The sequence below is a fragment of the Blastococcus sp. URHD0036 genome (assembly GCF_000701365.1).
In the GTDB taxonomy this organism is placed as follows: Bacteria; Actinomycetota; Actinomycetes; order Mycobacteriales; family Geodermatophilaceae; genus Trujillonella.
This window is the reverse complement of record NZ_JNIK01000011.1, coordinates 330968-350133: the sequence shown is the minus strand read 5'-3', so window position 1 is coordinate 350133 and position 19166 is coordinate 330968. Positions and strand designations below refer to the sequence as shown.

Annotated in this window: 22 protein-coding genes; 15 read left to right on the top strand and 7 right to left on the bottom strand. The window is 75.3% G+C overall.

Annotated elements, in window-relative coordinates; all coding sequences use genetic code 11:
- Window positions 1-59: 59 nt before the first annotated feature.
- A complete protein-coding gene (locus N555_RS26730; protein ID WP_156036272.1) occupies window positions 60-434 on the bottom strand; it encodes an ANTAR domain-containing protein in 375 nt (124 codons plus the stop codon).
- 150 nt (window positions 435-584) lie between these two features.
- Window positions 585-2042 (bottom strand): MocR-like transcription factor YczR, encoded by a 1458-nt coding sequence (locus tag N555_RS0108690; RefSeq protein WP_034509558.1) that lies wholly within the window; start codon window positions 2040-2042, stop codon window positions 585-587.
- A gap of 61 nt (window positions 2043-2103) precedes the next feature.
- Between N555_RS0108690 and N555_RS0108685 the strand changes: the two genes are divergently transcribed.
- From N555_RS0108685 to N555_RS28945, 11 genes are all read left to right on the top strand, one after another.
- On the top strand, window positions 2104-2409 hold the full coding sequence (locus N555_RS0108685; protein WP_029431104.1) for a hypothetical protein: 306 nt from the start codon (window positions 2104-2106) through the stop codon (window positions 2407-2409).
- Window positions 2410-2492: 83 nt separating this feature from the next.
- On the top strand, window positions 2493-3938 hold the full coding sequence (locus N555_RS26725) for a glycosyltransferase family 2 protein (protein WP_081866078.1): 1446 nt from the start codon (window positions 2493-2495) through the stop codon (window positions 3936-3938).
- Window positions 3935-5143, top strand: a complete 1209-nt coding sequence (locus tag N555_RS0108675) for an exosortase/archaeosortase family protein (protein ID WP_029431102.1) — start codon at window positions 3935-3937, stop codon at window positions 5141-5143. The genes N555_RS26725 and N555_RS0108675 overlap by 4 nt, the downstream gene beginning before the upstream one ends.
- Window positions 5140-6186, top strand: coding sequence for an ATP-grasp domain-containing protein (locus N555_RS0108670; RefSeq protein ID WP_051683856.1), 1047 nt, complete (start codon window positions 5140-5142; stop codon window positions 6184-6186). The genes N555_RS0108675 and N555_RS0108670 overlap by 4 nt, the downstream gene beginning before the upstream one ends.
- Window positions 6183-7334, top strand: coding sequence for a non-hydrolyzing UDP-N-acetylglucosamine 2-epimerase (gene wecB, locus N555_RS0108665; protein WP_029431100.1), 1152 nt, complete (start codon window positions 6183-6185; stop codon window positions 7332-7334). The genes N555_RS0108670 and wecB overlap by 4 nt, the downstream gene beginning before the upstream one ends.
- Complete coding sequence (locus N555_RS0108660; RefSeq protein ID WP_029431099.1) at window positions 7331-8047, top strand: HAD family hydrolase; 717 nt, start codon at window positions 7331-7333, stop codon at window positions 8045-8047. The genes wecB and N555_RS0108660 overlap by 4 nt, the downstream gene beginning before the upstream one ends.
- A 115-nt stretch (window positions 8048-8162) precedes the next feature.
- Window positions 8163-8729 carry a hypothetical protein gene (locus N555_RS0108655; protein ID WP_156036266.1) on the top strand — a complete coding sequence of 189 codons (567 nt, stop codon included), beginning with the start codon at window positions 8163-8165 and terminating at the stop codon, window positions 8727-8729.
- A gap of 119 nt (window positions 8730-8848) precedes the next feature.
- Window positions 8849-9421, top strand: a complete 573-nt coding sequence (locus N555_RS0108650) for a hypothetical protein (RefSeq protein ID WP_029431097.1) — start codon at window positions 8849-8851, stop codon at window positions 9419-9421.
- Between the two features lie 5 nt (window positions 9422-9426).
- The gene (locus tag N555_RS0108645; protein ID WP_029431096.1) at window positions 9427-10122 is read left to right on the top strand and encodes a PIG-L deacetylase family protein; all 696 of its coding nucleotides are present in this window, start codon (window positions 9427-9429) and stop codon (window positions 10120-10122) included.
- A 135-nt stretch (window positions 10123-10257) separates the two neighbouring features.
- The gene (locus tag N555_RS0108640) at window positions 10258-10980 is read left to right on the top strand and encodes a PIG-L deacetylase family protein (RefSeq protein WP_081866076.1); all 723 of its coding nucleotides are present in this window, start codon (window positions 10258-10260) and stop codon (window positions 10978-10980) included.
- A gap of 72 nt (window positions 10981-11052) precedes the next feature.
- Complete coding sequence (locus N555_RS28945) at window positions 11053-11178, top strand: hypothetical protein (RefSeq protein WP_255347346.1); 126 nt, start codon at window positions 11053-11055, stop codon at window positions 11176-11178.
- 75 nt (window positions 11179-11253) lie between these two features.
- On the opposite strand, the gene N555_RS0108630 is transcribed toward N555_RS28945, so the two are convergent.
- Together N555_RS0108630 and N555_RS27850 are read right to left on the bottom strand one after the other, a co-directional pair.
- Window positions 11254-12471, bottom strand: coding sequence for an HNH endonuclease signature motif containing protein (locus N555_RS0108630; protein WP_029431094.1), 1218 nt, complete (start codon window positions 12469-12471; stop codon window positions 11254-11256).
- 181 nt (window positions 12472-12652) lie between these two features.
- Window positions 12653-12856, bottom strand: coding sequence for a hypothetical protein (locus N555_RS27850; RefSeq protein WP_156036264.1), 204 nt, complete (start codon window positions 12854-12856; stop codon window positions 12653-12655).
- Window positions 12857-12958: 102 nt separating this feature from the next.
- Between N555_RS27850 and N555_RS0108620 the strand changes: the two genes are divergently transcribed.
- Window positions 12959-13195, top strand: a complete 237-nt coding sequence (locus tag N555_RS0108620; protein WP_029431093.1) for a hypothetical protein — start codon at window positions 12959-12961, stop codon at window positions 13193-13195.
- A gap of 10 nt (window positions 13196-13205) precedes the next feature.
- Here the strand turns inward: N555_RS0108620 and N555_RS0108615 are convergent, their stop codons facing one another.
- Together N555_RS0108615 and N555_RS0108610 are read right to left on the bottom strand one after the other, a co-directional pair.
- Window positions 13206-14519: a hypothetical protein gene (locus tag N555_RS0108615; RefSeq protein WP_051683855.1), complete on the bottom strand. Its 1314-nt coding sequence runs from the start codon at window positions 14517-14519 to the stop codon at window positions 13206-13208.
- Complete coding sequence (locus N555_RS0108610; RefSeq protein ID WP_231502662.1) at window positions 14516-15475, bottom strand: cobalamin biosynthesis protein; 960 nt, start codon at window positions 15473-15475, stop codon at window positions 14516-14518. Before N555_RS0108610 ends, N555_RS0108615 begins: the two co-directional genes overlap by 4 nt.
- Before the next feature lie 40 nt (window positions 15476-15515).
- Here N555_RS0108610 and def point away from each other — a divergent pair, with 40 nt between their 5' ends.
- From def to cobM, 3 genes are read left to right on the top strand one after another with little or no spacing between them, the layout of a single operon-like run.
- On the top strand, window positions 15516-16061 hold the full coding sequence (def, locus tag N555_RS0108605) for a peptide deformylase (RefSeq protein ID WP_029431090.1): 546 nt from the start codon (window positions 15516-15518) through the stop codon (window positions 16059-16061).
- The gene (locus tag N555_RS0108600) at window positions 16058-17266 is read left to right on the top strand and encodes a bifunctional cobalt-precorrin-7 (C(5))-methyltransferase/cobalt-precorrin-6B (C(15))-methyltransferase (protein WP_029431089.1); all 1209 of its coding nucleotides are present in this window, start codon (window positions 16058-16060) and stop codon (window positions 17264-17266) included. The genes def and N555_RS0108600 overlap by 4 nt, the downstream gene beginning before the upstream one ends.
- Window positions 17263-18003, top strand: a complete 741-nt coding sequence (cobM, locus tag N555_RS0108595) for a precorrin-4 C(11)-methyltransferase (protein WP_029431088.1) — start codon at window positions 17263-17265, stop codon at window positions 18001-18003. The genes N555_RS0108600 and cobM overlap by 4 nt, the downstream gene beginning before the upstream one ends.
- 44 nt (window positions 18004-18047) lie before the next feature.
- On the opposite strand, the gene N555_RS0108590 is transcribed toward cobM, so the two are convergent.
- A complete protein-coding gene (locus N555_RS0108590; RefSeq protein ID WP_029431087.1) occupies window positions 18048-19133 on the bottom strand; it encodes a cobalt-precorrin-5B (C(1))-methyltransferase in 1086 nt (361 codons plus the stop codon).
- Window positions 19134-19166: the final 33 nt, after the last annotated feature.

Below are 19166 nucleotides of genomic sequence, written 5' to 3'. Positions count from 1 at the left end.
GCACCCGGCATCCTGCCGGGTGCTCCTTCCGCCCCCGACGCCAGGTCGGGCGCGGACGGTCAGCGGCGGGGCGGGCAGACGTCGCGGATGGCGTCCTGGACGTCGGCCGGCAGCGCCGAGCGACCGCAGGCCGAGTCGGTGATCGCCACCGCGAGCTCGCGCACCTTGCGGTGGGTCGTGCTCGAGATGTGCGTGAGCACGTCGAAGGCGACCTGCTCGGTGCAGCCGGTCAGGAGCATGAGGATGCCCTTGGCCTGCTCGATGACCGCGCGGCTGGCCATCGCGGTCCGCATCTGGGCGACCTCGAGTTCGAGGTCGTGCACGCGGTCGGCCGCCGGTGGGAGAGGTGCCGCCGACAGGGGTGGCGACGGCGGCGCCGCCGGGACGTCCGCCATCCGGCGCCGGGTGGGAGAGGGGGCAGGGATCGTGGTCATGGCGAACTCCACGGGGGCTCCGCCGACTGTCCGGCGGCGATCCGCTCGGCCGTGGTTTCGACCTGCGCACTCGTGGCCGGCCCGAGGGGGCGCAGCCGCACCCTGACTTTAGTTCCTGCCCGACCGGCGCGCACCCGAGACCCCCCGGTCTCACACCACGCTGAGTGCCCGGGCGCCCGTCCGCCGGTCGGCGCCGCCGCGGACCGCCTCCTCGGCCTGGACGAGCAGCTCCACCGCGCGGTACAGCTGGTCGGCCGGCCGGGTGAACGGCAGCCGCAGGTGGTCGTCGAAGGCGTGCCCGGTGCCGAACGCCCGGCCCTCCGCCAGCAGCAGCCCGAGCGGAGCCGCCGCGGCGACCAGGGCGGCCGAGCTCAGCCCAGGTGGGAGCGTGCACCACAGCGACAGTCCGCCGGCCGGCCGCGGGACCGTCCACGTGGGCAGCTGCCGGGCGAGCTCGGCGCGCAGCAGGTCCCGGCGCTCGCGCAGCGTCGCGCGGCGCCCCTGGAGGACGGCGTCCAGGTCCCGGACGAGGGTCACGGCGGCCAGCTGGTCGACCACGCCCACCGACAGCTGGCGCCGCCGCAGGACCTCGCCCAGCTGGGCGACGAGCGCCGCGTCCGCCCGCACCCAGCCGATCCGGAGGCCACCCCACACCGACTTGGACAGCCCGCCGACGGTCACCGTGGCCGCGTCCGGCAGGCCCGCGGCGAACGGGGGGAGCGGGCCCTCGTCGAGGTACAGCTCGGAGCTCACCTCGTCGACGACGGTGAGGACTCCCTGCTGCCACAGCGTCGCCGCCAGCCGCCGCCGTCCGGCCGCGGTCACCCGGGCACCGGTCGGGTTCGAGAAGTCGGGCATCAGGAACGCCAGCCGCGGGCTGCTCTGCCGCGCCGCCAGCTGGGCCGCGCCGATGAGGGCGTCGGGGTCGGCGGCGTCCACCGGCACGGGCAGGCACCGCCCGCCGTGCTGCTCGACCGCGCCGAGGATCCCCGGGTACGTCGGGTGCTCGACCAGGACCCGGTCGCCCGGCTGCAGCAGCGCGGCCAGGACGACGTCGGTGGCGTCCCCGGTGCCGGCGGTGACCAGCACCTGGTCGGGGTCGGTGGGCAGCCCGCGGGCGGTGTACCGGTCGGCCAGCGCCTGGCGGAGCTCGGGCAGGCCGTCGCCGGAGTAGCCGTGGCCGGCGGCGAACGCGGGGAGCGCCACCAGGGCCTCCCGGTAGGCGCCGGTCATCTCCGGGGCCGCTTCCAGCGCGGCGTGGGCGAGGTCGAGCACCCGCGGGTCGGTGCTGTGCACGCCCCAGGCCGGGCCCAGCGCGGTGCCGCCGGGCAGCTCGGTCACGGTCCCCGAGCCGTGCCGGGTGGTGGCGTGACCGGACTCGCGCAGCTCGCGGTAGGCCGACGCGACGGTGACGCGGGAGAGTCCGAGGGCGGCGGCGAGCTCGCGCTCCGCGGGCAGCCGGCCGCCCGCGGCGAGGCGTCCGGTGGAGAGCAGTTCCTGGACCCGCCGGGCGAGAGCGAGGTACCGCGGTCCGGGTGCGTTCTCCAGCGATCCGACCAGACTGGCCAGCTCCTGGGCCGGAGTGGACTGCTCGATGGCGGGTGGCATGCAGGCCACCATGCCGCAGTGGACTCGAAAAGACCAGTCCACTCGGTGCCACGCTGCTCCCATGACTCTCGGTGGTGTCCTCGTCCTGTTCCTCCTCCTCGCCCTCGGCGCCCTCGCCGTCACCACGCTGGTGGTGGCGGTGCGCGGCGGCCGTGGCCCGGCCGATCCGCCGGCCAGCCACGCCCGGGTCGACCTGTCCGGGTTCCCGGTCCCGCCCGCGCCCCGCGGCGTCCTCGCCCGGGTGCCGGCCGGGGCTCGCGCCGCGGCTCGCGCCGAGGGGCCCACTGAGGGGCGCGCCGCGGGGCGCACGCCGGCCCGCGACCTGTCGTCGGCGCCGGTCGGCCGCGTCGGGGTGCGTTCCGCTTGAGGTCGGGCCCCGGACTGCCGATGAGGCCTTGAGGTGGAGTGGTCGCTCCACCGCTCGCGTGCCCGCGTCCGGAGGAGGGGTCGGTGGCCCACGGCAGCGCACGGCCCGAGGGGAGACGCTGGGTCCTCCTCCTGTACGTCGTCGTGCTCGCGGGTCTCATCTGGCTCTACGGCGCCGACCCGGTCCTGGGGGTCATCGCCGGGGCGCTGAACGTGGTCTTCGGCATCTACTTCTGCCGGCACCTCGCCTTCGCCGTCGCCGCCGCCCGCTGGGCCGAGCGTGACCTCCTCGCCGCCGACGTCGGCCTGGAGGGCTACACCCCGAAGGTCGCCGTCTTCGTCGGCTGCAAGAACGAGGAGCTCGTCGTCGACGGGATGGTCACGGCGCTGCTGGCCCTGGACTACCCCGCCGACCGGCTGACCCTCGTCGTCGTGGACGACGGCTCCGACGACGCGACCGGCGCCAAGCTCGACGCCTGGGCTGCGGTCGAGCCGCGGCTCCGGGTGCTGCACCGGGCGGTCGGCTCCGGCGGTGGCAAGTCCGGTGCCCTGAACGACGCCCTGACCCTGGTCGAGGCCGAGGTCGTGCTCGTCTTCGACGCCGACCACGAGCCCGAGCCGACGGCCCTGCGCCGGCTGGTGCGGCACTTCCGCGACCCCTCGGTGGGCGCGGTCATGGGCCGCTGCGTGATCCGCAACGGCCAGGACTCGCACATGGCCGGCACCGTCTTCGTCGACTACCTGTCCGGCTACCTGGTCAACGAGTACGGCCGCCAGGCCCTGTTCGAGCTGCCCGCCTACGGCGGCGCCAACTGCGCGGTGCGGATGTCGACCCTGCGTTCGCTCGGCGGCTGGAACCCCGAGACCGTCACCGAGGACACCGACCTCACCCTGCGCATCGTCATGGCCGGCCAGCGGGTGCGCTACGACGTCTCGGCGATCGACTACGAGGAGGCGGTCGTCACCGCCCAGCGCTTCTGGAAGCAGCGCTACCGCTGGGCCCGCGGCCACCAGAAGTGCCTGCGCGACTACTGGCGCCCGCTGATGCGCTCGAGGCACCTGTCGCTGCTCGAGAAGTTCGAGACGACGCTGTTCCTGCTCGTCTACCACGTGCCCGTCTTCGCCGGCCTCGGCGTGCTGCTCACCGTGCTGCGGGCCTTCGGCATCGGGGACCTGCCGGCCGTGGCGGTGCTGCCGCTGTCGATGCTGCTGTTCGTCGGCCCGCTGGCCGAGCTGTGCGTCGGCCTGCTCATCGGCCGGGTCGAGCGCCGGTCGGCGTGGCGGCTGCTGGGCTTCCTGCCCGCGTTCGCCCTCTCCATCTGGATCACCAGCCGCGCGTACGTCGACGGCATGCTCGGTCGCCCCTACACGTGGGTGAAGACCACCCGTTCCGGTGCCACCTCGACCGTCCTGGCGCCGACCCCGCTCGCCCGCGCCCTGGAGCCGGCCCCGGTGGCGCCGGCCGCCCCGGGCCGGCCGCGCAGCTTCGCCGCCGCCGGACCCGCCCCCGAGGAGAGGGGGAGCCGGTGACCACCGTCGTCGCGCCGCCGCCGGCCCGCCGCCCCGGTCTCATCCGGCGGGGGAGCGGTCGCCGGCTGCTGCCCGTCGCCGGCGACCTGGTGCTCGCCGCGGCGATCTGCCTGCTCGGTTTCCGCTACCTGTCGCAGCCGATGCAGGAGCTGGAGGCCCGCGGCCTGGCCCAGGTCATGTCCTGGATCTATCCCGGGCGGGCGTCGGACGTGCTGCCCGGGCACGTGCTGCTGTTCCCCGAGGGGGGCGCGGTCATCGACGCCGTGGTGACGGCGTCGTGCTCGTCGATCCTCTCCGTGCTCGGTCTCACGGCCCTGACCGCCGTCGTGCTGCGCAGCCGCAAGCTGCACGCCCTCTGGGGCCTGGTCGTCGCGATCTCCGCGCTGCTGGTGCTCAACCACCTGCGGCTGCTGCTGTCGGCCCTGGCCGGGATGTGGTGGGGCGACGCCGCCCTCGTGCTGTTCCACGACTGGGTCGGCACGCTCTGGAACCTCGTGGCCACACTCGCCGGCTTCCTGCTCATGGTCTGGCTGACGCTCCCGTCGCGGGAGCGCGCCGAGCAGGACGTCGACGGCCGGCACACCGCCCAGCGTCCCGACAGCTGGGCCCGGCCGGGCCTCGGCTACCGCGTCGTCCTGGAGGAGCCCGCCGCCGGGACGTCGACGCGCCGCCGCACGACCCTGACCGGGCTCCTGCACCGCTACGTCTTCCCGGGCTGGCTGTCGCGCCGGCTGGCCGCGCGGCGGGAGAGCGGGCGGATCGACTACCGCATCGGCCACCTCCCGACCGAGGCCCGCATCGCGCGCGTCCGGGAGCTCGTCGGCGACGGACTGGGCGCGCACACCGCCTCGCTGGTCGCGGTGGCCACCTACGACGAGGACCCGCTGGTCCTGGACTGCCTGGCCCTGGCCATCGCCGCCCGGCAGTGGGAGCCGATCACCTCGCACCGGGTGGCCTCCCTGCGGCTGTGGGCCCGCGGCTGGCTGCTGGCCCGCGACCCCCAGGACGACGACGAGCCGGCCACCGACGAGACCGACGGCGCCGGGCTGACCGACGAGACCACCCGGATCGCGGCCGTCGCCCGGATGGCCGTCCCACCCTCCCCGCCGCCTCCTCCGGTGGGACGCCACAGCCGTCCTCCCCAGCGGCAGCTCAGCTTCGCCCGTCCGGTCCACCCGCCCCACCCCGAGGAGATGCCCCGGTGACCTCCACCCTCGACGCGCGGCCGTATGCCGCCGGTGGTCCCGCCGCGCCGGGCGCGGCCGTCCTCGTCACCGGGGCCGGCGGCCCCGCCGGGGTCGCGGTGATCCGCCGGCTGACGGCCCTCGGCCACCGGGTGGTCGCCGCCGACGCGGACCCGCGGGCGACCGGCTGCCTGCTGGCCGACGTCGGCGTGATGGTCCCGCGCGCGGACCACCCGCACTTCATCGACGCGCTCATCGGCGTCGCCACGGTGCACGGCGTCGACGCCCTCGTGCCCACGGTGGCCGAGGAGCTGCCCGCGCTCACCGCGGGGGCCGACCGGCTGGCCGCCGCCGGGATCGCCACCTGGTTGTCCGACCCGGTGAGCGTGGAGATCTGCTGTGACAAGTCCGCCTTCGCCCGGTCGATGCGGCTGGCCGGGGTGCCGCACCCCGCCACGACGGACAACCCGGCCGGCCTGGTCGAGGTCCCGGGGCCGTGGATCGTCAAGCCGCGGGCCGGCCGGGGGAGCCGCGGCCTGCAGCTGCTGGACCGGCGGTCGGCCGTGGTCGAGGCGCTGCGCACCGACGGGTCCCTGATCGCCCAGACCCGGCTGGCCGGGCGGGAGTTCACCGCCGACGCGCTGGTCGCCCGCACCGGCGACCTGCTCACCGTCGTCCCGCGGTGGCGGGAGGAGACCAAGGCCGGCATCTCGGTGAAGGGCACGACGTTCGACTCGATCGCCGTGACCGACGTCGTCGCCGGGGCCCTGGAGGCCGTCGGCCTGACCGGGCCGGCCAACGTGCAGGGCTTCGTGGCCGCCGACGGGACGGCGACGGTCGTGGAGATCAACCCCCGGTTCTCCGGCGGTCTCCCGCTGACCCTCGCCGCCGGGGCGGACGTCGTCAGCGCCTACCTCACCGGCATCCGCGAGCCCGAGCGGCAGCCGCAGCAGCTCTGGTTCACCCCCGGGGTGAGCATGCGGCGCTACTTCGCCGAGGTCTTCACCGCCGAGGACGGCAGCCCCGTGGCCGACCCCTCCGCCGCGCTCGGGGTGCGCGCATGAGCCGCACCCGTTCCGTCCTCGTCCCCTTCGGCACCCGCCCGGAGGTGGTCAAGCTCGCTCCCGTCGTGGCCGCGCTGACCGACGCCGGTCACCGCGTCGACGTCGTCGACACCGGGCAGCACACCGACCCGGCGCTGGCCGGGGAGCTGCAGCAGACCCTCGGCCTCACCCCGACGCACCGCTTCGCGCTGCCCACCGACTCGCCCGCGAGCCGGCTCGGTGCGCTGTACGCCGACGCCGCCCGCGCGGTCGCCGACTTCCGTCCGGACGTCGTCCTCGCGCTCGGCGACACCAACACCGTGCCGGCGTACGCGCTGGCGGCCCGGGGCGCCGGCGTCCCCTTCGCCCACCTCGAGGCCGGGCTGCGCAGCCTCAACCCGCGCAGCGTCGAGGAGGTCAACCGCCGGGTGGCCGCCGCGGTCGCCGCACTCCACCTGGCCCCGACCCGCCGCGCCGCGGCCTTCCTCGCCGCCGAGGGGGTGCCTGCCGAGCGGGTGTTCGTGGTGGGCAACCCCGTCGTCGACACCCTCGTCGCGCGCGGCGTGCAGGCCGTGCCGCTCGCCGAGCGCCGCGGGGTCCTCGTCACCGCGCACCGGCCGACCAACGTCGACGACCCGGTGCGGCTCAAGCGCCTGGTCGGCATCATCCGGTCGCTGGCCGAGCAGGTCGGACCGGTGACCTTCCCGGTGCACCCGCGGACCGCGGGCCGTCTCGCCGCCACCGGCCTGGACGCCGGGCTCGAGCACCCGGACATCGCGCTCACCGGGCCCGTCGGCTACGACGAGCTGCTGGCCGCCCTGGCCTCGGCCCGGATCGCCGTCACCGACTCCGGTGGCATCCAGGAGGAGGCCGCCTACCTCGGCGTGCCGGTCGTCGTGCTGCGCGGCTCGACGCCACGCTGGGAGGGCGTCGAGGCCGGCACCACGACGCTGGCGAGCCTGGCCGACGACTCCGCCGCCGACGCCGTCCTTGCCGCCGCCGCCCGGCACACCACCCCGGCCGAGCAGGCGCGGGCGGCGTCGCTGCCCTGCCCGTACGGCGACGGCACCACCGGTCCGCAGGTCGCCGCGATCCTCGCCGACGAGGCCACCGACGCCCTGCTGGCCATCGAGGAGCCCGACTTCACCGACGGGCGGCTGCCCTGGTGACGGGGCTCCCGCCGCTGGCCGTCGTCGTCGACCTCGACGACACGCTCTACCCGCAGGCCGACTACCTGGCCGGCGCCGCTGCCGCCGTCGGCGTCGCAGCGACCGGCCTCGGCGTCGACGGCGTCCGCGTGCACGCCGCGCTCGTCCGCGAGCTGGCCGCCGGGTCCGATGCCGGCGGCACCATCGACCGGGCGCTGCTGGCGGCCGGGGTCCCGGCCGGCGACCTGCCGGCCCTGGTGCCGCCGCTGGTGGCCGCCTTCACCGGGCACGAGCCCGACTCCCTGGCGCCCTACGCGGGCGTGCCGGAGGCGCTGGCGGCGCTGGCCGCCGTCGCCCCGCTGGGCTGCCTGACCGACGGCAACCCGGTGATCCAGGACGCGAAGGTGGCCGCCACCGGCCTGCGGCCGCTGCTCGGGCCGGTCCTGGTGACCGACACGCTGGGCGGCCGGGCCGCGCGCAAGCCGTCCCCGGTCGGCCTGGTCGCGCTCGCGGACGCCCTCGGGGTCCCCGCGGAGCGGCTGCTGGTCATCGGCGACCGCCCGGGCAAGGACGTCGCGGTGGCCGCCGCGGTGGGCGCCCGGGCGATCCGGATCCGGCAGGGCGAGTACGCACACGCCCCCGACGAGCCGGCGGCCGAGGCGGTCGTCGACTCGTTCCCCGCCGCCGCCGCGCTCGCCCTCGACCTGCTCACCGGGGCCGTCACCCCCGCCTGAGCGGTCCCGCCCGGACGGGTGAGCTGCCGGCGCCCGCCCCTCCAGTCGCCCGCACGAGCGTCCGATGCCACCCCGGTGGAGCGATCGACCGCTCCCAGAGGTGGAGGACGAGGTCATGGTGGGGATCCCTGCGGCGATCGGCCGGCGCATCGGCACGCGACTCGCGCGGCTGACGGTGATCGGGGCGATCGCGGCGGTCGCGCTGGTCGTCACTCCCGGGACGGCGTCCGCCGCCGGGAGCATCACGCCGATCTTCGACTGCTACCGCGACAACGGCGACGGCACCTACTGGGCCGTGCTCGGCTACACGAACAGCGCGACGCGGCCGACGATCCCGCTCGGAGCGCAGAACCAGATGTTCCCCGCGGCGCTGAACGGCGGGCAGCCCACGACCTTCGAGACCGGGACCGTGCACGGCGCCTTCGCCGTCCGGGTCTCGCTGGACCAGGTCTTCAACCAGAACGCCCGCTGGGTCCTCGACGGCCGGACGCTGCAGTACTCCTCCGCGGTGACCTACGGGACGGTGTGCCCGGCCTCGACGCAGCTGCCCGCCACCGGCAACGGCTGGGGACCGGCGATGGCCTCGGGCGCGGCTGGCCTGGCCGGTTCGGGCGTCTTGCTGCTCGAGGTGTGGCGCCGCCGGCGGCGGACCCGCGGAGCCCCCTCCGACGCGGTCGCCTGACCGGCCGCTCCCTCGATGGGGTGATCCGCGGCCGCAGACCCTCCAGTCCGGGGCCGGATCGTCCGATGCCACCCGGGTGGAGCGGGAAGGCCGCTCCGGAGCACCCGAGGGACGACGCCATGGCAGGCACCAGCACGAAGACCGGCTCGCGCATCCGCGCGCGATTCGCACGGATCGCCGCGATCGGGGTGATCGCGGCACTGGCCACGATCTTCACGCCCGGCACCGCCTCGGCTGCCGGCGAGGTCACGCCGATCGTCGACTGCTACCGCGACAACGGCGACGGCACGTTCTGGGTGGTCCTCGGCTACCAGGGCCCGGCTGCCGGCCAGAAGAAGTTCGAGTACGGCACCACGAACCAGGTGTACCCGACCCGCCTGCAGGGGCAGCAGCCCAAGACGTTCTACTCCGGCACCGTGCACGGTGCCTGGACCGTGAAGCTCACCTACGCCGAGATCTTCCAGCAGAACGCCCGCTGGGTCCTCAACGGCACGACCCTCCAGTACTCGTACTACGTGCAGTACGCGACGGTCTGCCCGCCCACCACCCAGCTCCCGGCCGACGGCAACGGCACGGGGACCGCGGTGGGCCTGGGCGCGGCCGGCGTCGTCGGCGCGGCGATGCTCTACCGCTTCCGCCGCCGGATGGCGCGGCTCTCCGGCGGCGCGCCGTCGGTCGACGCGGCGGCCTGACCGGCATGCGCAGCGTCCTCGCCATCGGGGCCCATCCCGATGACGTCGAGCTGGGGTGCGGCGCCACGCTGCTCGCCCACGCCGCGGCGGGGGACAGCGTGACCATGCTGGTCATGACCGGGGGCGAGAACGGTCCCGGCGACCCGGCGCAGGTCACCGGTCGCCGGCTCGAGCAGGAGGCCGCCGCGCGCAGCCTCGGTGCCCGCCTGGTCTGGGGTGGCATGCGCGACTGCATGCTGACCGCCGACGCCGGCACGGTCGCCCTCATCGAGGGCGTGCTCGAGGAGACCGGTGCCGACGTCGTCTACGTGCACGCGCCCGACGACAGCCACCAGGACCACCGCGCCATCGCCTCGGCGACGCAGGGCGCGGCCCGGCGGCTGTCGCGGGTGCTGCACTACCAGAGCCCGTCGACGCTGTCGTTCAGCCCGACCGTCTACGTCGACGTGACCGCGCACCTCACCGGCAAGCTGCACGCCCTCGGCGCGCACGCCTCGCAGGTGGACCTGTCGGCGATGGTCGAGCCAGATGCCGTCGTCGCCTCGGCACGGCACTGGGGCGCGCAGGCGCGGATCGGTTACGCGGAGGCGTTCGCGCCGACGCGGATGGTCATGGACCTCGCGCCCGTGCCGCGGCGGCGGGCCGAGGACGTCGTCCCGGCCTCGCACCGTCTCGTCCCGGCTCCGCGTCTGGTCGGCTGAGCGCTCATCCACCACCCGGCCCGGGTCTCCCCCTCAGGGGGGAGGCCCGGGCCGTTTCGTTGGAGGCACCCCGCGCAGATGCCGATGGAGGTGCATCGGGCGGCGCGTGTCGCCCCGGAGCGGAGGACACCGGCCATGGACGGCGGGTACACCGGGATCGCGGGACGCAGCGTGCTGGCCATCGGCGCGCACCCCGACGACATCGAGCTCGGCTGCGGCGGCACGCTCCTGGCGCACGTGGCGGCGGGTGACACCGTGACGATGCTCGTGGTGACCGGCGGTGAGAACGGGCCCGGCGACGGTGCTCGCGGGGCCGGCCGGCGCGCGGAGCAGGAACGGGCCGCCGAGATGATCGGGGCGCGCCTGGTCTGGGGCGGACTGCGCGACTGCGAGGTCGTCCCGGACTCCGACACGGTCCGCCTGATCGAGCGCGTGCTGCGCATGAGCCGCGCCGACCTCGTCTACGTGCACGCGCCCGACGACAGCCACCAGGACCACCGCGCCGTCGCCTCGGCGACGCAGGGTGCGGCCCGCCGGCTGCCCCGGGTGCTGCACTACCAGAGCCCGTCGACGCTGTCGTTCACGCCGACCGTCTACGCCGACGTGACCGCCCACCTGTCCGGCAAGATCGCCGCCCTGGCCGCGCACGCCACGCAGGTGGAGAAGTCCGCGATGGTCGAGCCCGACGCGGTCGTCGCCTCCGCCCGGCACTGGGGCGCGCAGGCGCGGATCGGCTACGCGGAGGCGTTCCAGCCCACCCGGCTGGTGCTCGACCTGGCCCCGGTGCAGGGCGGTACGTCCGCCACGGTGCCCGCCGCCTGGCAGCTCACGCCGTCGGTGCCGGTCGACCTGTTCTGACGGATCTCGCGGCCTGACGGATGGCCCCACGAGGCAGGTGGATCGGCCGGAGCCCGGGGGTAGGGGCTCGGCATGAGCGAACCCACCAACGGCCAGGACGTCGAGCGCGGAGGCATGGACGAGGAGAGCGGCGTGCCGCTCACCGACACCGAGATCGAGACCTCGAAGAAGCCCGAGGACCGCGACAGCGACGTCTGACCGCCCAGCCCGCACATGCGCATGCCGCCCACCCGCTGACCTCTCGGTCGCGGGTGGGCGGTGGTGTGTGCGGGGTCAAGCGAGGAGCGGTGTCCCGACGATGATCTCGGTGCCGTCGGGGCGGTAGGTGCGCCATCGTCGTCCGGGTGGGGCGGTGTCGTCGCGTTCGATGCGGTAGCCGTGGTGGACCTTGCCGTGGTGGCGTTCGCAGAGCAGGGCGGAGTTGCCGACCGAGGTTCGGCCGCCGTTCATCCACTCGATGATGTGGTGGACGTCGCAGTACCAGCGGGGTGCTTCGCAGCCGGCGAACACGCACTTCTTGTCCCGCAGTTCGACGGCCTTGCGGATGTGGGCGGGGACGACGCGGTGGTCGCGGCCGACGTCGATGGGCAGCCCGTCGGGGTCCAGCACGATCCGGGTGATCGTGGAGTCGCACGCGGCCCAGCGGGCGCGGGCGGCGGAGATCGTGGCGCCGAGACCGGTGGTGGCGGCGCCATGCCCGGTGGCGGGGTCGACGAGGTCGTCGATGCCGATGGTGACGATCACGTGCGGCTTGACGGTGCGCAGCACCGGGAGCTGCCCGGAGGCGAGGGCGTTGTCAGCGAGTTGCACGAGGGCGTCCCCGTCGCGCTGGGCGCGGCTGCGGGTGTCGCCGGCGCAGCGGCTGGCGGCAGAGGTGGATTCCAGGGCGGTGGCCAGCTTCTGCCCGCCGACGGGGTCGAGGGTGCCGTGCACGGTCCAGGTGCCGTCGGGGTGCTGGACCATCGTGAAGGCCCGCTCCTCGGTGGGGTCGGGTTCGGGGCCGTCGGGGTCGAGCTTGGCCAGGTAGTCGGTGACGGCGATGCGCAGGTCGCGGTGGGTGCCGTGGGTGGCGACGAGCAGCAGCGCGGCCTCGACCGAGGCCAGGTCGATGCCCTGGGCGGCGGCCTTGTCCCGGTTCCTGGGTTCGGTGATCGCCGCGATCACCTCGACGGAGTCGGCGTCCAGTTCTCCGTCGGTGAACAGGCCCTCGGTGAGCGGCAGGTGGTCCAGCGCCCGGCCCTGGCCGACGAGCCGCCCGGCGGTCGGGGCCGCCATCCGCAGGTGCCCGCGCAGCCAGGACTGCATCGTCTTCGCGCCGTCGTGCTCGCACGCGGCCCGGACATCGGCACGACGGACGGCACGGGTCAGCGCGGCGGTGATCCGGTTCCGCGCCACGGCCAGCTCCCGCACGTGGTCCAGCAGCGGCCCGTCGGAGAGCTCGTCCAGGTCCACGCCGGACAGGGCGTCCAGTGCCGACTGCAGCTCACCCATGACCCCTCCTGACCGCTTCGAATGTGTGTTCGATTCTAGCGGATCGGAGGGGGTTCGACACCACCTTTCCCCAGGTCAGCGGCTTGTCCACAGATCCGCGCAAGTACTTGCGTCCAACAGTGACAGTCGGGCTCGCGGCGGCGATGTGTGCCTGACGGCGAGTGCCAGGACAGGCCCGGAGTCACGCACCAGACCGCGCTCCCAGCTGCCGCGACATCCGTCTGATCCGGTAGCCGACCACGGCCGTGTTGACGACGAGCATCGCCAGCCAGAGGAGCCGCCAGTGGCCCGGGTTCTGCACTGCCGCGATGACCAGCAGTGCTGTCGAGAGGAGCAACCACCCGATCTCCCCTGCCAGCGGCAGTCGATCTCCCCGTCGGGTCATGCACCGAGAGTGGCCGAGGCGGAGTGGCGTTGCACAGGGGTGTCACCCAGCGGGGCTCCCGCGGTCGTCCGCTGACGACCGAGCCGCCCTACGCTCGGCTGCGTGCACCAGCCGACCAGCAGTCGCGGTGCCCGAGCGCTCGTGAGTCGTCTTCCTCGGGGAGCTTGCTGGGCACTGCTCGCGCTCGTCTGCCTGTACGCGCTGCTCGTCGTGCTGCAGTTCGTGGTCTCGGGCGCCGCCGCCGGCTTCGTGCTGCTGGCCTGCGGACTGGCAACTGTGCCCGCGGCATGGCTCGGCGCACGCCTGGGCAGGCGGTACGGCGCCACGCCGGACCGGTAGCTGGTAGCGGCTAGAGGCTGCGGATCAGGTCGCCCAGGTGCTGGCTCTCCCAGAGGTGCAGCAGCTTCGTCGTCATGTGCAGCTGGATCCGGGCGTTCTCGTGGTCGACCAGGCGCGGGTCGTGGTTGCTCTCCAGCGACTCGAGGTCCGGGACCTCGCGGGTGAGCGCGATCGGTGCACCCATCGAGTGCGGGAGGCCCGACGCCGCCATCACGAGGATGTGCAGCCGCAGCTCGTCGAGGTCCAGCCGCGGGCCACCGGCCGCCGCGTACTCCTCGATGAACACGGTCAGCAACTGGTCGAGGTGCTCGTCCCAGAGGAAGGGCTCCGCGCCGCTGATCGCGCCGGTGATCGACTGGGCCACGCTGAGCTGCCCGGCGTTCGCCCAGTCCAGGAAGCCGGCCTCCAGCCGGCCCTCCGCATCGCGCTGGAACCAGCAGTTGTCGATGTTGGCGTTCCAGTGCGCGAACGCGATGAGGTCCGGGTTGCCGTGCAGCAGGGCCGTGACCCGCTCACCCGCGCCGAGCACGACGGGGATGTCGGTCAGGAACCGCTCGCGGAAGGCCACGTCCCGCGCATGGGCGGGGAAGAGCTGCGGGTACCGGTCGACGAAGTCGAACAGCCGCTCCGCCCACTGCACGACCTTGGCTCCCGGCACCTGGGCCCTGGCCATGGCCTTGGCCGTCGCGGCGCCCGCCGCGGGGTCGTACGGGAACTCCCGGTCGAACTCCGGGGACAACCGGCCGGCCCGGTGCGCTCCCGACAACCTCGCCAGACCGCGCAGGATCGCCTCGTAGTGGCCCACCTGGTCCGGCACGACGTAGTCCAGGCACTTGGGGTGGTGCGGCTCCACGCCGTCGCGGCCGTAGGGGATGCACTCCGTGACGATCAACCCGGTGTGGGTCTCGGGGTCGACGTCGGCGAACAGCACGAGCGGCACCGGCACCGGGAAGTCCGGCGACCGGGACAGGACGGCGAAGGCGACCTCGGAGGCCAGCTGGTGCCGGCCGCTGTCCCACAGCTCGTTGTCGAAGTTCCGCGAGAACTTGACGAAGAGCTCCTCCGGCAGGCCCGGCCCGGGCTTCTCGTAGGCCACCGTGAGCAGCAGCTTCTTGCCCGTGCCGCCCGCCTCGAACCCCTGCGACGCGACGATCCGGCTCACCGAGTTGTCTCCGGAGAGCGCACCGGAGGACCGGAACGCCTCGGTCAGGAACGCCGTCCCCCCGGAGAGCAGCGCCTCGGCGTCGGCGGGCACGTGCAGGCCGCTGACCGCCCCCGGAGCCCAGCGGTCGCTGTCGGAGGCCGTTCCGCTGCTCGTCGTCACGTGCTCCTTCTACCCGGTCGGAGCAGACGGGACAGCACCGCGACCCCGGCGGCCGCTGTCCACACCGCCCGCGACAGCCGCACGGCCCGGGGGATGTCACCGGCGAGCGGGGGCCGGCCGTCGCCGAGCGCCGGGCGCACCTCCACCCGGCTGCCGTAGACGTTGCGGCCGCCCAGCCGCAGCCCGAGTGCCCCGGCCAGCGACGCTTCGCACCGTCCCGAGTTGGGGCTCGGGTGCTCCGCGCCGTCGCGCCACCAGGTCCGCAATGCACCGCCCGGCGACGCACCGGTCAGGGGGGCGACCGCCACGGTGAGCGCGGCGGTCAGCCGCGCCGGCAGCCAGTTGGCGACGTCGTCCGCGCGCGCCGCGGCCCAGCCGAACCGCGCGTACCGCGCCGACCGGTGACCGACCATCGCGTCGAGGGTGTTCACGGCCCGGTAGGCGGCCAGCCCCGGCAGTCCGGCCACCGCACCCCAGAACAGCGGGGCCACCGCGGCGTCGCAAGCGTTCTCGGCGACCGACTCCACCGTGGCGCGGGCGAGTTCGCCGGCGTCCAGGCCCGAGGGGTCGCGCCCGGCCAGCGACGGCAGCTGCGCGCGGGCCGCGGCCAGGTCGCCCTCGACCAGTGGGACGTACACGCCCCGCGCGGCCCGGCCCAGCGAGGTGCCGCCAAGTACGGCCCAGGTGACCGCGGCGGTGGTCAGTGCGCGGATCACGTGCCGGTCGCGGGTGGACCGGTCCAGGGCGATCCCCGCCGCGCCCGCCGTCCCGACGAGGACGGCGGCGTATCCGGCGCCGGCCATCCGGGAGTCCCGGTACGTCAGCCGCTCCAGCGCGGCCGCCGCGGTGCCGAAGCCGGCCACCGGGTGCAGCCGCCGCGGGTCGGCCAGCAGCAGGTCGGCGGCGGCGCCCAGCGCCAGCCCGGCCGCCGTCGCCAGGTCCCGGTCGCCGCGCACGCCGCCCATCGTGTCAACCGCCGTCCCTAGGATCGCGGGCATGCGCCTGCCCGGCCGTTACGACGGCGTCGCCCGCCCGATCGTCACGTACGGCAGCAACCCCGTCCTGCACCGCCCGTGCGCGCCGGTCACCGAGTTCGGCCGCGACCTGCGCCGACTGGTGCTCGACATGTTCGCCAGCATGGAGGCCGCCGACGGCGTGGGCCTGGCCGCCAACCAGATCGGCGTCGACGCGCGGATCTTCGTGATCGACTGCCCGGACGCCGCCGGGGAGGACGTCGTCGGCTACGTGGTGAACCCGGTGCTGACGGTCCTCGACCCGGTGGACGACGAGCCGGCCGAGGAGGTCACCGAGGAGGGCTGCCTCTCCGTGCCCGGGCCCTACGCGGAGCTGCCGCGGGCGTTCCGGGCCCGGGTCGACGGCGTCGACACGAACGGCGACCCGGTGAGCATCGAGGCGACCGGGATGGCGGCCCGCTGTCTGCAGCACGAGGTCGACCACCTCGACGGCACCGTCTACGTCGACCGGCTGCCGGAGGAGCTGCGCGAGCGGCTGCTCGCCGAGTCCCGCCAGGGAGCGCAGTGACCGACACCCCGGTCGTCGTCGTCGGCATCGGCGCCGACGGCTGGGACGGCCTGGCCCCCACCTCGCGCGCCGAGGTGGAGCGGGCCGAGGTGCTGCTGGGCAGCCGGCGGCAGCTGGCGCTCGTCCCGGAGTCGGTCGCGGCCGAGCGGGTGCCGTGGCCGTCGCCGCTGAGCGAGAGCCTGCCCGGGCTGCTCGAGGAGCACGCCGGGCGGGCCGTCGTCGTCCTGGCCAGCGGCGACCCGATGCTGTCCGGCATCGGCACCACGCTCACCCGCCTGCTCGGGGCCGGGCGGGTCCGCGTGCTGCCGGCGCCGTCGTCGGTCTCCCTGGCCTGCGCCCGGCTGGGCTGGGCGGTCGAGGAGACCTGCGTGGTGACCCTCGTCGGTCGGCCGGTGGAGCTCCTGCACCCGCACGTGCACCCCGGCGCCCGGCTGCTGGTGCTCGGCTCGGACGGCGGGACCCCCGCCCAGGTGGCCCGGCTGCTGGCCGACCGCGGGTACGGGCAGAGCGTCGTCACGGTGCTCGGCGGTCTCGGCGGACCCGAGGAGAGCGTGCGCACCGGCACGGCGGCCGGCTGGTCGGAGCCGGCGCCGGCGCTCGTGGTGACCGCGGTCGAGTGCCGGGCCGACCGCGGCACGATGCCGCTGCCGATCACGCCGGGCCTGCCCGACCACGCCTACGAGTCCGACGGCCAGCTGACCAAGTCCGAGGTCCGCGCGGTCACGCTGTCGCGCCTGGCCGCCGTGCCGGGCCAGCTGCTGTGGGACGTCGGCGCCGGCTCGGGGTCGATCGGCATCGAGTGGATGCGGGCCCACCCCACCAGCCGTGCGGTCGCGGTGGAGGACGACGAGGAGCGCGCGGCGCGGATCGCCCGCAACGCCGGCCGGCTCGGGGTGCCCTACCTGCGGGTCGTGCACGGCTCCGCGCCCGAGGTCCTCGCCCGGCTCCCCACCCCGGACGCCGTCTTCGTCGGCGGAGGGGTCACGGTGCCCGGGCTGCTCGCCGCGTGCTGGGAGGCGCTGCCGCCCGGCGGCCGGCTGGTGGTCAACGCGGTGACCCTGGAGAGCGAGGCGTGGGTGGCCCGCTGGCACACCGAGGTCGGCGGCCGGCTGACCCGGCTGCAGGTGTCGCACGCCGACCCGGTGGGCGGTTTCACCGCGATGCGGCCCGCGCTGCCGGTGACGATCTGGAGCGTGACGCGGTGACCGTGCACTTCATCGGCGCCGGCCCGGGCGCCGCCGACCTCGTCACCCTGCGCGCCGCCCGCCTGATCGCCTCGGCGCCGGTCTGCCTCTACGCCGGTGCCCTGGTGCCGCGCGAGCTGCTCGACACCGCGCCGGCCGGCGCCCGGCTGGTCGACACCGCCGACCTGGACCTCGACCAGATCACCGCCGAGCTGGTCGCCGCGCACGAGGCCGGTCTCGACGTCGCCCGGCTGCACTCCGGCGACCCGTCGGTCTACAGCGCCATGGCCGAGCAGATGCGCCGGCTCGACGCGGCCGGGGTGCCGTACGACGTCGTCCCCGGCGTCCCGGCGTTCGCCGCCGCGGCCGCGGCGCTGAAGCGGGAGCTGACCGTGCCGGGGGTGGCGCAGACCGTCGTCCTCACCCGGACGTCGGCCCGGTCGACGCCGATGCCGCCGGGGGAGACCCTCGCCGCGTACGCCGCGACCGGGGCCACGCTGGTGCTGCATCTGGCCGTGCAGCGGCTGGACGAGCTGGCGCCGGAGCTGGCCGGGCACTACGGCGCGGACTGCCCCGCCGCCGTCGTCGCCTACGCGAGCCGGGACGACGAGGTGGTGCTCCGCGGCACCCTCGCCGACATCGCCGCCCAGGTCGCCGACGCCGGGATCAGGCGGACGGCGATCGTGGTCGTGGGTCGCGCGCTGACCGCCGAGCAGTTCCGCGACAGCCACCTCTACTCGACGACCCGCCCACGCTGATGCGGAGTGCGACAGCGCAGGAAAGCTGCACTCTCACACTCCGTTCAGCCGGCGCGGCCGACGATCGTGCCGGCGCGGTCGATCACCACGACGTCGACCTCGACCGGGGCGCCGCGGAGCACGCCGAGGGAGGTCTCCCGGGCGCCCGCCGCCACCAGGTCGCCCAGCGGGAACCCCGCGGCCGCGCACTGCTGGAGCGCGTCCAGCGCGGAGTTCGCGCCGCGCACGCCCGCCACCAGCCCGGGTGTGCCCCCCGCGTCGCGCACCAGCCCGGCCAGCGCCTCGAACGACACCTGCGAGCGGGCCGAGTGCAGGTCCAGATGACCCTCGGCGAGCTTGGCCAGCTTCCCGATGCCGCCGGCCACGGTCAGCCGCGGCACCGGGTGCCGGCGCAGGTACTTGAGCACCGCGCCGGCGAAGTCGCCCATGTCGAGCAGCGCGTCCTCGGGCAGGCCGTGCAGCTCCTGCGCCACCCGCTCGCTGGTGGACCCGGTGCAGCCGGCGACGTGGGTGCGGCCGGCCGCGCGGGCGACGTCGATGCCGCGCCGGATCGAGTCGATCCACGACGAGCACGAGTACGGGACGACGACGCCGGTCGTGCCGAGGATCGACAGCCCGCCGAGGATGCCCAGCCGCGGGTTCCAGGTGCGGCGGGCCAGCTCCTCGCCGTCCGCCACCGACACCTCGACGACGACGTCACCCGTGCCGCCGTGCCGCGCGGCGACCGCGGCCACGTGCTCGGAGATGAACTGCCGCGGCATCGGGTTGATCGCCGGCTCGCCCACCGCGAGCGGCAGCCCCGGCTTGGTGACCGTGCCGACGCCCGACCCGGCGCGGAACACCACCCCGCTGCCCGGCTCGCCGAGCAGGACCCGCGAGGAGACCAGGGCGCCGTGCGTGACGTCGGGGTCGTCGCCGGCGTCCTTGACGATGCCCACGGTCGCCTCGGCGCCGGGCACCAGCGCCTCGCGGGCCAGCGCGAACGAGGGGTGCTTGTCGTTCGGCAGGTCGATCTGCACCGGGTCGGGGAACTCGCCGGTGAGCAGTGCGGTGTAGGCGGCGGTGGCCGCGGCGGTCGCGCACGCGCCCGTCGTCCAGCCGTGCCGCAGCCCGCTGCCCTCCCTGCTCACGGGTCCAGCATGCCTGGACCTCGCCCGTGAGCG